This window comes from Sulfitobacter sp. EE-36, from assembly GCF_000152605.1.
GTDB classification, from domain to species: Bacteria; Pseudomonadota; Alphaproteobacteria; order Rhodobacterales; family Rhodobacteraceae; genus Sulfitobacter; species Sulfitobacter pontiacus.
In genome coordinates, this window is record NZ_CH959310.1 from 410,354 (window position 1) to 423,912 (window position 13,559).

Annotated in this window: 15 protein-coding genes; 5 read left to right on the plus strand and 10 right to left on the minus strand. The window is 58.6% G+C overall.

What is annotated here, in order from left to right; genetic code table 11:
• Positions 1-24 precede the first annotated feature (24 nt).
• Positions 25-1,194: a MalY/PatB family protein gene (locus tag EE36_RS04650; RefSeq protein ID WP_005849955.1), complete on the plus strand. Its 1,170-nt coding sequence runs from the start codon at positions 25-27 to the stop codon at positions 1,192-1,194.
• A 2-nt stretch (positions 1,195-1,196) separates the two neighbouring features.
• On the opposite strand, the gene EE36_RS04655 is transcribed toward EE36_RS04650, so the two are convergent.
• Complete coding sequence (locus EE36_RS04655) at positions 1,197-1,556, minus strand: hypothetical protein (protein ID WP_005849957.1); 360 nt, start codon at positions 1,554-1,556, stop codon at positions 1,197-1,199.
• A gap of 174 nt (positions 1,557-1,730) precedes the next feature.
• Here EE36_RS04655 and EE36_RS04660 point away from each other — a divergent pair, with 174 nt between their 5' ends.
• A complete protein-coding gene (locus EE36_RS04660; RefSeq protein WP_005849959.1) occupies positions 1,731-2,705 on the plus strand; it encodes a glutathione S-transferase family protein in 975 nt (324 codons plus the stop codon).
• A gap of 11 nt (positions 2,706-2,716) precedes the next feature.
• On the opposite strand, the gene smc is transcribed toward EE36_RS04660, so the two are convergent.
• Positions 2,717-6,172: a chromosome segregation protein SMC gene (smc, locus tag EE36_RS04665; RefSeq protein ID WP_005849961.1), complete on the minus strand. Its 3,456-nt coding sequence runs from the start codon at positions 6,170-6,172 to the stop codon at positions 2,717-2,719.
• Positions 6,173-6,345: 173 nt separating this feature from the next.
• On the minus strand, positions 6,346-6,654 hold the full coding sequence (locus tag EE36_RS04670; protein ID WP_005849963.1) for a hypothetical protein: 309 nt from the start codon (positions 6,652-6,654) through the stop codon (positions 6,346-6,348).
• A gap of 125 nt (positions 6,655-6,779) precedes the next feature.
• Between EE36_RS04670 and EE36_RS04675 the strand changes: the two genes are divergently transcribed.
• Positions 6,780-7,547, plus strand: coding sequence for an FCD domain-containing protein (locus EE36_RS04675; protein WP_005849965.1), 768 nt, complete (start codon positions 6,780-6,782; stop codon positions 7,545-7,547).
• Between the two features lie 58 nt (positions 7,548-7,605).
• Here EE36_RS04675 and EE36_RS04680 read toward each other — a convergent pair whose 3' ends face one another.
• From EE36_RS04680 to EE36_RS04700, 5 genes are all read right to left on the minus strand, one after another.
• Positions 7,606-8,166 carry a F0F1 ATP synthase subunit B gene (locus EE36_RS04680; protein WP_005849967.1) on the minus strand — a complete coding sequence of 187 codons (561 nt, stop codon included), beginning with the start codon at positions 8,164-8,166 and terminating at the stop codon, positions 7,606-7,608.
• Positions 8,167-8,169: 3 nt separating this feature from the next.
• Entirely contained in the window at positions 8,170-8,721 is a 552-nt protein-coding gene (locus EE36_RS04685; protein ID WP_005849969.1) for a F0F1 ATP synthase subunit B', read from the minus strand.
• A gap of 86 nt (positions 8,722-8,807) precedes the next feature.
• Positions 8,808-9,044: a F0F1 ATP synthase subunit C gene (locus EE36_RS04690; protein ID WP_005849971.1), complete on the minus strand. Its 237-nt coding sequence runs from the start codon at positions 9,042-9,044 to the stop codon at positions 8,808-8,810.
• Between the two features lie 61 nt (positions 9,045-9,105).
• Positions 9,106-9,864 carry a F0F1 ATP synthase subunit A gene (locus EE36_RS04695; RefSeq protein WP_037941251.1) on the minus strand — a complete coding sequence of 253 codons (759 nt, stop codon included), beginning with the start codon at positions 9,862-9,864 and terminating at the stop codon, positions 9,106-9,108.
• Position 9,865: 1 nt separating this feature from the next.
• Complete coding sequence (locus tag EE36_RS04700; protein WP_005849975.1) at positions 9,866-10,195, minus strand: AtpZ/AtpI family protein; 330 nt, start codon at positions 10,193-10,195, stop codon at positions 9,866-9,868.
• A 251-nt stretch (positions 10,196-10,446) separates the two neighbouring features.
• Between EE36_RS04700 and EE36_RS04705 the strand changes: the two genes are divergently transcribed.
• Entirely contained in the window at positions 10,447-10,839 is a 393-nt protein-coding gene (locus tag EE36_RS04705) for a helix-turn-helix transcriptional regulator (RefSeq protein WP_005849977.1), read from the plus strand.
• Between the two features lie 206 nt (positions 10,840-11,045).
• Here EE36_RS04705 and EE36_RS04710 read toward each other — a convergent pair whose 3' ends face one another.
• Together EE36_RS04710 and EE36_RS04715 are read right to left on the minus strand one after the other, a co-directional pair.
• A complete protein-coding gene (locus EE36_RS04710; RefSeq protein ID WP_005849980.1) occupies positions 11,046-11,936 on the minus strand; it encodes a DMT family transporter in 891 nt (296 codons plus the stop codon).
• Positions 11,936-12,811 (minus strand): LysR family transcriptional regulator, encoded by an 876-nt coding sequence (locus EE36_RS04715; protein ID WP_005849981.1) that lies wholly within the window; start codon positions 12,809-12,811, stop codon positions 11,936-11,938. Before EE36_RS04715 ends, EE36_RS04710 begins: the two co-directional genes overlap by 1 nt.
• Before the next feature lie 123 nt (positions 12,812-12,934).
• Between EE36_RS04715 and EE36_RS04720 the strand changes: the two genes are divergently transcribed.
• Positions 12,935-13,516: an FMN-dependent NADH-azoreductase gene (locus EE36_RS04720; protein WP_005849982.1), complete on the plus strand. Its 582-nt coding sequence runs from the start codon at positions 12,935-12,937 to the stop codon at positions 13,514-13,516.
• Positions 13,517-13,559 lie beyond the last annotated feature (43 nt).

The following is a 13,559-nucleotide window of genomic DNA, read 5'->3' on the forward strand; positions in this document are numbered from 1 at the left end:
GGCCAAATCTGACAGGAGAACCCCATGAGCTTTGACGAAATCATCGACCGGCGTGGCACCCATTGCGCGAAATGGGACAAGATGGAGCCGATCTACGGCGTCCCCGCTGATACGGGCATTGCCATGTGGGTTGCGGATATGGATTTCCGCCCGCCTCAGGTGGTTCAAACCGCGCTGCAAGATATGTTGGACCATGGTGTCTATGGCTACTTCGGCGATGACAGCAAATATCTGGGTGCCATCCAATGGTGGATGGAGCATCGACACGGCTGGAAAGTCGCGCCCGAGTGGATTTTCACCACGCACGGCTTGGTTAACGGAACCGCAATGTGCGTAGACGCCTTCACCAAGCCCGGGGACGGAGTTGTCCTGTTCACACCGGTTTACCACGCCTTTGCGCGTGTGATCTCCGCCGCAGGGCGGCAGGTGGTCGAATGCGAAATGGCGATAGAAGGCGGCCAGTATACGCTCGATTTCGATGCCTATGACGCGCAAATGACTGGCAACGAGACGATGCTGGTGTTCTGTTCCCCCCATAACCCGGGCGGGCGTGTTTGGAGCAGGTCAGAGTTGGAGCAGGTCGCAGCCTTTGCCAAACGCCATGACCTTGTCCTCGTCTCGGACGAGATTCACCATGATCTGGTGATGCCCGGTCATACCCACATTCCAATGGCCCTGATCGATGGCGTGGCTGATCGGTTGGTCATGATGACCGCAACGACCAAAACCTTTAACATTGCCGGTTCCCACTCCGGCAACGTGATCATCCCCGATCCGAAGCTCCGCGAAACCTTTGCGGCACGCGTTGCAGCGATGGGGCTTTCGCCAAACTCCTTCGGTCTGTTTATGGCGACCGCAGCCTATTCGCCGGAAGGGGCCGCATGGGTTGATGATCTGGTCAGCTATCTGGACGGCAACCGGCAGATCTTTGACGCTGCGATTCAGGACATTCCCGGGCTGCAATCCATGCCGCTTCAATCAACCTACCTTGCTTGGGTCGATTTCAGCGGGACCGGAATGGACAGATCAGAGTTCACCCAACGGGTCGAAAACTCCGCTGGGATTGCTGCAAACCACGGGCCAACTTTTGGCAAGGGCGGGGAAAGCTTCCTGCGGTTCAACATTGCCACCCCGCGCGCCCGGGTAGAAGAAGCCTGCAACCGTCTGCGCGAGGCGTTCAAAGACCTGCAATAACATCAATGCGGTGCGTCGACGGTGATCAAGCCCGCCGGCGCATCTGCAGCCCGTTCGAAATCCAGCGCCGCAGACTTCGCGACACGGGTCGCACGTTTGAAATCAAACAACATTTCGCCGCCCTCTTGCTCTACCGCGACGATCAAACATTGAAACAGATGAGCCGCGCCATCGAATAAATCGACCCGACCGCGCAACTGCGGTGCCGTCTGCGCATCAAGCGAGAAGCCGGTGTCCCAATAACGCAGGACCTTATGTTCCACCCCGTCCGCGTGTACCCGCAAACGCGACGATTTTCGCAGGCTATCCACCCGTGCGGCATCCAGCCCGGCCTGAATGTCTTTCGGCAATATGGCTTCCACAGTTTCCTCCCTCCAAAGGCTTCCAACATGAAGCGTGACGTGCTGGGATTCAAAATCAAGTGCGCCCCAAGAATTTATTCGACGTGCATCAACGCAGCCCCCCTGTGCGTCGCGTGCTATGGCATTTCGCCCGTCTGAACTTACCTTGAACACAAACAAGTAAAGGAGTGATGTATGGGACTGCTGATCGACGGAGAATGGCGCGATAAATGGTACGATACGGAGTCTACCGGAGGTAAGTTTGAACGCTCCACCTCCAAATTTCGCAACTGGGTCACAGCGGACGGCAGCGCGGGCCCGTCAGGAAAATCAGGCTTTCAGGCTCAATCAGGGCGGTATCACCTCTACGTCAGCTATGCCTGCCCTTGGGCCCATCGCGCACTTATTTTCCGCGCGCTTAAAGACCTTACCGACCATATCAGCGTGTCGGTCGTACACCCAGATATGATGGAAGACGGCTGGACTTTCGCAACAGATTTCGAAGGCGCGACCGGAGACACCCTCTTTGGTAGTGACTTTTTGCGTGACATTTATATCAAAGCCGATCCAAATTTCACAGGCCGCGTCACGGTGCCTGTGCTTTGGGACAAGGCGCAGAGCACGATCGTATCGAACGAATCGGCCGAGATCATTCGCATGTTCAACAGTGCGTTTAATGAAATCACCGGCAATACTGATGATTATTGGCCGACTGACCTGCGCGACCAAATCGCCGACATCAACGAACGCGTTTACGAGACCGTTAACAATGGCGTCTACAAAGCCGGGTTCGCGACGTCTCAAGATGCCTATGACGACGCGGTTCATCCGCTTTTTGACAGTCTGGCGTGGCTAGAAAGCATCCTCGAAAACAACCGGTTCCTCGCCGGCAACAAGTTGACCGAGGCCGACTGGCGACTGTTCACGACCCTCGCGCGCTTTGACCTCGTGTATCACACCCATTTCAAGTGCAACCATAAGCGCCTTACCGATTACCCGAACCTTTGGGCCTATACCCGGCAACTTTATCAACACGCTGATATCGCCGAGACCGTGCATTTTGATCACATTGTTCGGCACTACCATTTCAGTCAGACCACGGTGAACCCGCATCAGATCATCCCGATTAACCCGACGGTCGATTTCACCGCCCCACATGGGCGCGATTAGGGACACGGGCGTTAGGCCACCAGCGTTTCTGCCTTCTTCAAATCGACAGAGACGAGCTGGCTGACGCCCTGTTCCGCCATGGTGACGCCGAACAGACGATCCATTCGCGCCATTGTGACAGCATGGTGCGTGATGATCAAAAAGCGCGTGTCAGTCTGTCGGCACATCTCGTCCAACAGGTCACAAAAGCGCGTCACATTCGCATCATCCAAAGGCGCGTCAACCTCGTCCAACACACAAATTGGCGCAGGGTTCGCAAGGAACACTGCAAAAATCAGCGCCATCGCGGTCAAGGTCTGTTCGCCCCCTGACAATAGGCTAAGCGTGCTAAGCTTTTTGCCCGGCGGCTGGCACATAATCTCCAACCCCGCCTCCAGAGGATCGTCCGATTCGACCATCACAAGGTTGGCTTCACCACCGTTAAAAAGATGTTTAAACAGCATAGAGAAATTGCTGTTCACCTCTTCGAATGCGGTCAGCAAGCGTTCACGGCCTTCTTTATTCAGGCTCGCGATACCGCTGCGCAATGTCCGGATCGCCTCGGTCAAATCCGCCTTTTCGCTAACCAGAGTGTCGTGTTCCGCCTGAACCTCTTTCGCGTCTTCCTCGGCACGCAAGTTCACAGCACCCAAGGCTTCGCGCTGTCCCTTCAAACGGCTCAGCTGGTTTTCAAGAACCTCGACATCTGACATCTCATCAGCATTGATCTCAAGCGTCTCTGCCAGCGCTTCGGGGGTCGTGTCGCGTTCTTCATCAATGCGCTCTGCGGCAAGGGTTACCGTTTCCTTCGCCGCATCTGCGCGCGCCTCTGCCCGCGCCCGCGCCTCGCGCGCCTCCGACGCCAAGCGCTCTGCGTCACGCTCAGCCAATGTCGTATCGCGCAAATCGGCTTCCCCGGTAGACAACTCTGCGCTGGCCGCCTGCTTGCGGGTCTCTGCCGCAGAAATTGCGCCCGTCAACTCTTCACGTTTCGCCGCGATCTCTCCGGGGGCAGAGCTCGCTTCGGTCAACTCTCTTTCCGACGCTTCTTTGCGTTCAAGAAGCTCGGCGCTGCGTTTTTCCGCCGTGTCCAGGCGGTTCCGCCAGCCGCCCAACTCCTTGGCGACATCCTGGGCACGTCTCTCGCGCGCGGTGCCCTCGCGACGCAGTTCGTCCAGCGCAGAACGCCTCGTCATCATCGCAATGCGCGCGCCTTCAACGGTCTGTCGCAACATCTCCACATCGGCGCGGGCACTTGAGACGTCGTCAAGCGCCGCAAGCGCATTCTCTGCCTCCGTCACCAAACGTCGTCCCTCGATCGCCTCTTCCTCGTGGCGGGCGACGGCCAATCCCAAACTGTCTAACCGGCTCTCCGCCAGGTTCCGATCCGCCTCAGCCCGGCTTAGGGCCCGTCCTGCATCCGCAACAGCACGGTCTGCATCGCGCCGCAGCGCCCGCGCATTTTTGTCTGCCTCTGCCTGAGCAAGCAGAAGCTTTTGCAATGTTTCATGTGCATCACGCGCAGCCTCTGCCCGTTGATTCGTTTGCTCTAACCCCTGCTTGAGTACCTCTAAACGGTTAATTTGTTGCAAACGAAGCGCGGCGGCCGAGGGCGCATCCTCCGCCCACGCCCGGAAACCATCCCACCGCCACAAATCGCCCTCTGGCGAGACGAGACGCTGGCCCGGCAGCAGCAGCGGTTGAAGCCGCGTGCCGTCGTCCGCGTCGACCAGACCAATCTGGCTCATCCGGCGGTTCAGAACGTCAGGCACCGAGACATGCGCCGTCAGCGGGGTGATCCCCTCGGGTAGCGGCTGGACCGTTGAATAGGCAGGTAAATATGCCCACCCCGAGGGTCCGTCGGCATCGACATCCGGGGCGCGCAGATCATCGGCCAGGGCAGCACCAAGCGCTTTTTCAAACCCGTGCTCGACCTGCAGGCGGTCCAGAATTTGACCACCCTCGGCGGTGTCACGCTCTACCAGCTTCGCCAGCGCGCCTGCTTCGGCGCGAATGGCGTTCAGCTCGCCCTCGGCCTCTGACCGTTCGGCACGGGCATCTGCTTCGCGACTTTGCGTGGCAGCGCGGTCGTCCTCCGCCTTTTGCAAGGCTTCCTCGGCAGCGACAGAGGCCGCATGCGCCTGCGTCTCTGCAGCTTGAGCGGCGCTGAAATCGGCGTTTGCCTTCTCGAGTGCGGCGGCACTCTGCGCTACGGCGGCACGCGCTTTATCCGCTTCCGCTTCCGATCGTTGAAGCGTTTTGCGGTGATCGTTCAGCAAACGTTCGGCAGAGCTGTGACGCGCGACCAAACGGGCGACATCCTCGGTCAGCTTCGACAGATCCGCTTCCTGTTTTTCGAGCACGCCGGCGGCCTCTTTCGCGCGCTCTGCCGCCTCCGCGACCGCAGCTTCATGGCCCTCGCCCGCATCCGACAGGTCACGTTCTTCCCGCTCCAACCGCGTGATCGTTTCTTCGGCGTCGCGGTTTAACTCACCTTCGCGATCCAGATCACGGGTCAACTGCGCGATGCGTTTGGTCAAGGCGTCAATCGCGGCCCGGGCGCGGTTTTCCTGATCGCTCAAGGTATCGCGCTGTACACCAAGCCGATGCACGATTGCGGCCGCGATCGCTTCTTCCTCACGCAGGGGCGGCAAAGCCTCTTCCGCTTTTTGCCGTGCCGCAGTGGTCTGACGTACGGCTTTTTCCGCCTCGGCGGCGGTGGCCATCTGGCTGCGCAGCGCTTCGGCCGTCGTTTGACGAGCATCCTCGGCCACGCGCCAGCGCCGATACAGCAGCACCCCTTCGGTCCGGCGCAGGGCATCCCCGATATCGCGATAACGCGCAGCCTGACGGGCCTGGCGCGCCAATTGCGAAAGCTGACCGGCAAGCTGTTCAACCACATCGTCGACGCGCGCAAGGTTGGCTTCGGTACCATTCAGCTTCAGTTCAGCCTCGTGACGGCGGGCGTAAAGCCCCGAAATACCCGCGGCTTCTTCAAGGATACGGCGCCGGTTCTTCGGTTTGGCGTTGATCAGTTCCGAAATCTGGCCTTGGCGTACCAACGCTGGCGAATGGGCTCCCGTTGATGCGTCGGCAAACAGCATTTGCACATCGCGCGCGCGCACATCCTTTCCAGCCGCTTTATAGGCGCTACCGACATCACGGGTGATCCGCCGGATGATTTCGATGCTATCACCGTCGTTAAACCCAGCCGGCGCGAGACGTTCGGAGTTGTCGATATGCAACGCAACTTCGGCGAAGTTCTTGGCCGGACGAGAGGACGCGCCGGCGAAAATCACATCTTCCATACCGCCACCGCGCATAGCGGTCGGACGGTTTTCGCCCATCACCCAACGGAGCGCTTCAAGCAGGTTGGACTTGCCGCAACCATTCGGGCCAACAACGCCGGTTAGACCATCCGAGATGATCAGATCAGTGGGGTCTACAAAGCTTTTAAAGCCTGTCAGCCTGAGTTTGGAAAACCGCAATGTTCGTGCCCGCCTGATTCTTATGGATAGCCAGAATTGCGGATCATCGGGTTTAGAGTCAACGCGACCCCGCTAGGTAGAGCGGGAAGTAGCCACCTTATCCACAAGATATTGTTATTCTATGTCTGTTATCGCGTTTCCCTTTCGCTATGGTTGTTTGACGGTTCTACCCCTCATCCGCAGTCCAGCTTTCCGACGGCAAGCGCTTGATCCCCCGCGACATGCGTGACCTCGCACCCGCTGACCTGCGCCATCGCCCGCGCCGCACGGTCGCGGATTGGGCCGAAGCGGGGGGCGTATTCCATATTGGTGCGTATCGCTTCAGCCTGATTGCCGTTAACGCGCACGTCAAAGTCGGATCCGTCCACCGTAATGGCAGTGGCAGGCAAGCCGCTGAAATGCGCGCTCGGCATGTTGCAGCCCGTGACAAACACCATCACGAAGGCGCACAGCAAGACGGTAAGGAATCGTGTATCTATCATCTTGAGCCCATCTAACGCGCAGCACCCTAAGCAAGTGTTAATGCGGACCAACATTTTGCAGAAAACAATCGCGTTGCCGCCCCGCCCCTCCGGTCATATAATTTGACCAATCCAAGGAAACGCCGATGCCCTTTCAGCCTATCACCTCCGAAAAACTGTCAGCCGCTGTCGTACGGCAGGTCGAACAGTTAATCCTGCGTGGCATTCTGCGGCCCGGCGAACGGCTACCCGCGGAGCGGGAGCTGGCAGAGCGTCTGGCCGTTTCGCGCCCCTCGCTTCGGGATGCTATTGCCCAGCTTCAGGCCAGCGGATTGCTGACCTCAAAGCCCGGCGCGGGGGTCTATGTCGCCGATGTGCTCGGCAGCGCGTTCTCCCCTGCCCTGACAGAGCTTTTTGCACGTCACGACGAAGCCGTGTTCGACTATCTTTCGTTCCGCCGCGACATGGAGGGGTTGGCAGCCGAACGGGCCGCGCGGCTTGGTTCTGACACCGACCTTGGGGTCATTCAGGCAGTTTTCGACAAGATGGAAGCGGCGCACCAGAAGCGTAACGCAGATGACGAAGCGCAACTGGACGCGCAGTTTCATATGGCGATCACAGAGGCGAGCCATAACGTCGTCATGCTGCATATGATGCGGTCGATGTATGACTTGCTGCGTGGCGGCGTATTCTACAATCGCGAAGTCATGTTCAAACAGCGCACAACGCGCACCGCCCTGCTGGATCAGCACCGCGCCATCAACAACGCATTACAGGAACGTGATCCCGCCGCAGCACAAGCCGCAGTAGAGGCGCATCTGACCTATGTCGAGAATGCGCTGCGCGATCATCAAAAAGCCGAGCGTAATGAAGATGTCGCGCGACAACGTCTTCAACACGAGACAAACACCTAGCCCAACGTAAAAAGGCCCCGATCAATACCGAGGCCTTTTAAAGTCAGTTCGTTAAAACTTAGTGAAGCTTCGCGTCGACTTCGGCAATTGCACTGTCGATCAACGCATTGCCTTCCGCGGCTGTCATCTTCTTGGCGATAACATCCTTGGCAGCGGCAATGGCCACAACGACAGCTTGATCGCGGACTTCTTTAACGGCAGCAGCCTGAGCGGAGTCGATCTGCTCTTCGGCGGCGGCCATACGGCGCGCGATGGATTTCTCCAGGTCGGCACGTGCCTGATCCGCGGCTTCGTTCGCTTCGGCCTTGGCCGATGTCACGATACGGTCCGCTTGCTCTTTCACTTCCTGCTGCTTGCGTTCGTAGCTGGCAAGAAGCGTCTGCGCTTCTTCACGCAGCGCACGGGCTTCGTCCAGTTCGGACTTGATGCCTTCGGCGCGGCTGTCGAGCATGCTGCCCATCATCTTTGGCACTTTGAAATAGATCAAAACACCGACGAAAAGCAGGAAAGCCAGCAGGACGATAAAGTCCGTATTGCGCAGCGAAAAGAACACGTCACCAGCTGCAAAAGCAGGGGAGGCGACCAGACCGGCGATGAGGGCTGAGAAGGTCAAACGCATGGCTTATCCTTTCATCCGGGCATCGACGGCCGCGGAAATTGTTTTCGCGTCAGCAGAGCCACCGACGGCGGCGACGATTGCCTCGGCTGTGTCTTTGGCAACAGCTTCAACGTTCTCCATCGCGGAGGCGCGGATCTCGCTGATCGCTTTTTCGGACTCGGCAGATTTGGCGGCGATCTCGGCGTCTGCCTTGGCAATCGCTTTGTCCAGATCGGCCTGAATATCGGCTTTCGCGGCGGCGATGATCTGCTGTGCTTCTGCACGGGCGTCGATCAAGGCTTTGTCGTAAGCGGCCTCTGCCTCCGTCGCTTTGACCTTCAGGTCTTCGGCGGCGGCGATGTCATTGGTGATGGTGCCCTGGCGTTCCGCCAGAACAGCGCCGATGCGTGGCAGGGCAACGCGCGACAGAATAAAGTAAATTGCGACCAGAGCGACGATAAGCCAGAAAATCTGGTTGCCGAACCAATCAATGCAAAGCTGTGGCATACCAATGGCGCTGCCAAATTCGTTGACACATGTGCCAGCGATTTCCCTAGTAATCGGTTCCGTCGCCATAGCGGGCTCCTGTCAAAGCGTGTAAGTCTTTCGGGCAGCGCGCCATAGCGCACTGCCCGAAGCGTAAGGACGTAGGTGTCTTAAGCTTAGACAGCGAACATCAGCAGCAGAGCGACGAGGAACGAGAAGATCCCCAGGGCTTCTGCAAAGGCGATGCCGATGAACAGAGTTGCTGTTTGACCAGCAGCAGCAGATGGGTTGCGCAGTGCGCCAGCCAGGTAGTTGCCTGCAACGTTGCCCACACCGATGGCTGCGCCACCCATGCCGAATGCTGTCAGACCTGCGCCAATGAATTGGCCCATTTGTGCGAGTTCGCCTTCCATGTCATTTCTCCTTACAATGGAATTTTGGTGATTGGTCAGGCGGGAATATCCCGCCTTGGTGTTAGTGGTGCGGGTGCAATGCGTCTTTCAGATAAACGCATGTGAGGATCGCGAAAACATATGCCTGGATGAAGGAAACCAACACCTCGAGACCATACATCGCCGTGATCGCAAGAACCGAGAAGGGGGCGATGGCAGCAAGTGCCGCGAAGCCCGCGAAAACCTTGATCACGGCGTGACCTGCCATCATGTTACCCGCAAGACGGATAGAGTGGCTGACCGGACGTACAAAGTACGAGATCAGCTCGATCACGGCCAGAACCGGACGCAGTGCCAGGGGCGCGCTGCTGACCCAGAACAGGCTCAGGAACGATGCGCCGTTCTTGACGAAACCCAGAATGGTCACACCGAAGAACACGGCAAAGGCCATCACGGCGGTGACCGAGATATGCGATGTCGGGGTAAACGCCATCGGCAGCAGGCCCAGGAAGTTCGAGAAGACGATAAACATGAACAGGGTCATGATGTAGGGGAAGTATTTCACCCCTTCTTTACCGCAGATATCCTCGACCATCTTGTAGATGAAGCCATAGGCCAGTTCAGCGACCGACTGCATGCGCGACGGGATAACCGACCGTTTGGAGGTGCCCAGAACCAGCAGCGCAAAGATCGCCAGAACGGCAACGGCCATCCAGACTGTTGCGTTGGTGATTGTGTACCAGGATACAGCGCCGTCGCCAAAGAATGGCTTGACGATGAACTGATCCATCGGGTGAAAAGCCAAACCGCCTGTTTCTTCGCCGTGTGCTTCTGCCGCCATGTCAGGGCCCTTTTTCTTCATCGGCCACATCGGCCATCTTCTTTTCCTGGATTTCCTGCGCGGAGCGGAGCATCGTCTTTACCCCAGCCGCAAGGCCCAGCATTACAAACAGCACCATGAAAATCGGGAGCGTTCCTAAGAACCAATCCAACGAGTATCCGATGCCAAAACCGATCCCAAGACCGGCGCAAAGTTCGATCACCATCCGCCAGGCCAGCGATGCCTGGGAATAATGCTCATCCGCCCGGGGTTTTGGAGCCTGCGCCCGTTTGGCTGCTTCGATCTTTGCCTCAAGCTGCTTTAGCCGCTGCTGTTGGTCCGGATCGGTCACGCCAAAATCCCTGTTGGATGTGTTGCGCAGTAGCTACTTTCACACCGCTTCAGAGTCAACTCTGTTAGCCGACACCCCAAGACATTGTAATCAATAGATTTTAAACTGGGCCGCAGTTCATATTCAGGCGCGAACGCCCCCCACCCCTTGCAAATTCGCGCGGCAATCATATTCAACCTTTTGGTTAAGCGTGGTTTCCGCTACCTCATAAGAACCGCCCCTACCCGCGCATCAAGGACATCCAGACAGCCGTGCCCCAACCGCCCGCCACACAGCTCGACGCGATTTTTGCCGCGCTCGCCGATCCGACGCGGCGCGCCATTCTGGCGATGCTTCTTGAGGATGATATGGCCGTCACAGACGTCGCCGACCCCTTCGGCATTTCGCTCGCTGCGATATCGAAACATCTGTCAGTGCTGGAACGTGCAGGTCTGATCGTGCAGGAAAAGCGCGGGCGGCTCAAATGGTGCAAGCTCGAGCCGGCAGCCCTAAAGGCCCCGTCCGTGTGGATGCAGGGCTTCGGTCAATATGACCCGATCAATCTTGATGACTTTGAAAGGTTTCTGGCCGCCGAAATACGCGAAACGTCAGGGGATGCGGATGCGGATGCGGCGCAGAATGATCCGGAGACGTCGGAAGACTAGGTAAATATTGGCCCTCCTGCGACGAGGTTTTACACAGAAGGGCCAAACTTGATGTTATTAAATGACGCCGAACGCAAAGCGCAGGATCGCCAGAACAACAACAATCAAACCGATCAGATAAATAATGCTACGCATTAGAATAGTCCTTTTATAAACTTTATGTGATCTTAACGCTGGATATGTCGGATCGGTTCCCGCCCTTTTGATCAAACCGCTTTGGTATCGTCCCGCAACAGCAGATACAGCGCCACAATCGTCAGCCCGACGCCTCCGAAAACAAGCGGGCCGGGTGCGCCATTGCCCAATGCGACTTCCCACAGAATAACCCAGCTGGGCGTCAGATAGGTATAGGCCATCACCTTGGCCGACGGCAGCCGCAGGGACGCAAATTGCAGCAACACAAAAGTCGCGGCAGAAGCAGCGATCGCGACGTAGAGGATGGTGATCCACACAATCGCGGGCAGCGCGGTCCAGTCCGTCCCGAGCACATCGCGCCAGCCATAGATAAACAGCAACACACCACCGGCGATCAGCGTGCCCAAGGTGAACACCACCGCCGGCTCTCCGCGGTTCAGCTTGCGCACCATCGGCGTATACAGCGCATGGCTTACGCAGCCGACGAAATACACCGCTTCGCCATACCCAAGCTCGAATCGCCGCAGCGCGGCCAGATCAGCGCGAAAAATCACCCAAAGCGCGCCGACCGCACCGATGGCCAGCGCCAGCGCCATCCGCCCTGTCGTGACCTGCCCTAACAAGAGCCACCCAAACCCCGCAGCAATCACGGGCGTCAACGTAAACACCGCCGCCGCACTGACGGGGCGCGCGGTCTTCAACCCCTCGAACATCAGCACGAAATAGACAGCGAAAAGCCCCCCAAGCACCAGATAGCGCCAAGGCGCGCGCGTGGCCCCTTTCGGCACACCCGTCGTCGCAGCGACCGCCACGGCAATCACAATGCCCGCGATCACGAACCGCGCCGCATTCAACGCCGTGGGCGAGATCAGATTGGCCGACAGCGACCCAAGCGAAAATGACCCTGCCACCAGAGCCGAAAATGCCAGCATCGCCAGATGCCCCTGCAGATCAGAACGCATCACAGCCCCGTCTTCACGGCTTTTTTCAGGTACGACAGCAAGGCCTGCACCTTTGGTGTGCGGTGCAGATCAACATGGGTGACCAGCCACAGCATCGAATCCCATTCCGGCAGATGCGGGTGCACCTCGACCAGATCGGGGTTGGCGCGCCCCTCGATCAGATCGACAAACCCGATCCCCGCCGCCTCCAGCACCGCAACGCGGAGCGCGTCTGCATGTAGACCGCGAAAGGAGATCGCATGTGCCGGCACCACCTCCCGCATCCATTTGAAGAAGGGCGCACGCATCTGCGCGTCGTCATGGCCGACAAACCGATGGTTGCCATATTCCTCGACCCCTGACGGCATCCCGAAGGCGGCGATATAGTCCTTATGCGCGAACAGCCCCATCTGGAACTGATAGAAAGGCTGCACGACGTTGTCCGGCTGCTCGGGCACCTGCCCCGCGCGGATCGCGATATGCGCCTCGCCATACTCCAGCCGGAACAATCGCTCCCCGGTCAGAAAGCGCAGGGTCACATCGGGGTTTTCCCTCTGGAACGCGACCAACAAAGGGGTCATCCAGCTTGAAAGCTCCATCAGAGAGGTCACGACCAGCTCGCCCGACACCGCTTCGCCGCGCCCCTTGATGCGACTGGCAAGCTGGCTGAACTGGTCATCCGTTGCAGAGGCCACACGCAGCAGATCCTCGCCTGCCTCCGTCGTCTTGTAGCCGCGCGCGTGCCGTTGGAATAGCTTCACCGACAGCCGTCGTTCCAGCGCATCCACATGGCGGATCACGGTCGCATGATGGACCCCCAGAACCTCGGCCGCGCCACTGACCGTGCCCATGCGCGCCACCTGATAGGCCGTCTTGATTTCTTCCCAATTGTCCATTCTCGGCCCCTCGTCTGCCCGACTGTGCATTATTGAACACATCACCCGCAGTTTCGCCAGTTGCGTTCGCACGAGCAAGGGTCATGTAAAGGGAAGAAAGTTAACACGAAAGGATATCCTCCCATGTCTATCTTGCGTATCGATTCCTCTGCAAACACCACCAGCTCTGTGACCCGCGGCCTCACCGACCGGATCATCGCACAACTGGGCGACAATGATGTAACCGTCCGCGATCTGGCTCTCGAACCCCTGCCCCAGATCACCGAAACATGGGCCATCGCCCGTGCCACCCCCGAGACAGACCGCACGCCCGAACAAAGCGAAGCGCTGGTTGAATCCGACAAGCTCGTCGCAGAGCTTCTGGCCGCCGACACCATCGTCATCGGCGCGCCCATCTATAACTTCAGCGTGCCCGCGTCGCTGAAGGCGTGGATCGATCTGGTCGCCCGTGTCGGCGTTACCTTCCGCTATACCGAAAACGGCCCCGAAGGTTTGGTCAAAGGCAAGCGCGTGATCGTGGCGATGGCCTCCGGTGGCGTGCCCGCCGGGTCCGAGGCGGACTTCAACACCGGCTACCTCAAGGCCGTTCTGGGCTTCATGGGCATGACCGACGTGACCATCGTGGCCGCCGACGCGCTGGCAACAGATGCCGAAGGCACCATCGCCCGCGCGAACGAAGCTGTGGATGCGCTCAAGGCAGCATAATCCTCGGGCGGCGCGGCGGGTTGACTCAGACCCGCCGCTCGCC

What these genes read in the sequence shown, in the direction of transcription:
- EE36_RS04650 (WP_005849955.1), top strand. Translation starts at nt 25, where the DNA reads ATGAGCTTTGACGAAATCATCGACCGGCGTGGCACCCATTGCGCGAAA.
- EE36_RS04660 (WP_005849959.1), top strand. Translation starts at nt 1,731, where the DNA reads ATGGGACTGCTGATCGACGGAGAATGGCGCGATAAATGGTACGATACG.
- EE36_RS04670 (WP_005849963.1), bottom strand. Translation starts at nt 6,654, where the DNA reads ATGATAGATACACGATTCCTTACCGTCTTGCTGTGCGCCTTCGTGATG.
- EE36_RS04675 (WP_005849965.1), top strand. Translation starts at nt 6,780, where the DNA reads ATGCCCTTTCAGCCTATCACCTCCGAAAAACTGTCAGCCGCTGTCGTA.
- EE36_RS04680 (WP_005849967.1), bottom strand. Translation starts at nt 8,166, where the DNA reads ATGCGTTTGACCTTCTCAGCCCTCATCGCCGGTCTGGTCGCCTCCCCT.
- EE36_RS04685 (WP_005849969.1), bottom strand. Translation starts at nt 8,721, where the DNA reads ATGGCGACGGAACCGATTACTAGGGAAATCGCTGGCACATGTGTCAAC.
- EE36_RS04690 (WP_005849971.1), bottom strand. Translation starts at nt 9,044, where the DNA reads ATGGAAGGCGAACTCGCACAAATGGGCCAATTCATTGGCGCAGGTCTG.
- EE36_RS04695 (WP_037941251.1), bottom strand. Translation starts at nt 9,864, where the DNA reads ATGGCGGCAGAAGCACACGGCGAAGAAACAGGCGGTTTGGCTTTTCAC.
- EE36_RS04710 (WP_005849980.1), bottom strand. Translation starts at nt 11,936, where the DNA reads ATGCGTTCTGATCTGCAGGGGCATCTGGCGATGCTGGCATTTTCGGCT.
- EE36_RS04715 (WP_005849981.1), bottom strand. Translation starts at nt 12,811, where the DNA reads ATGGACAATTGGGAAGAAATCAAGACGGCCTATCAGGTGGCGCGCATG.
- EE36_RS04720 (WP_005849982.1), top strand. Translation starts at nt 12,935, where the DNA reads ATGTCTATCTTGCGTATCGATTCCTCTGCAAACACCACCAGCTCTGTG.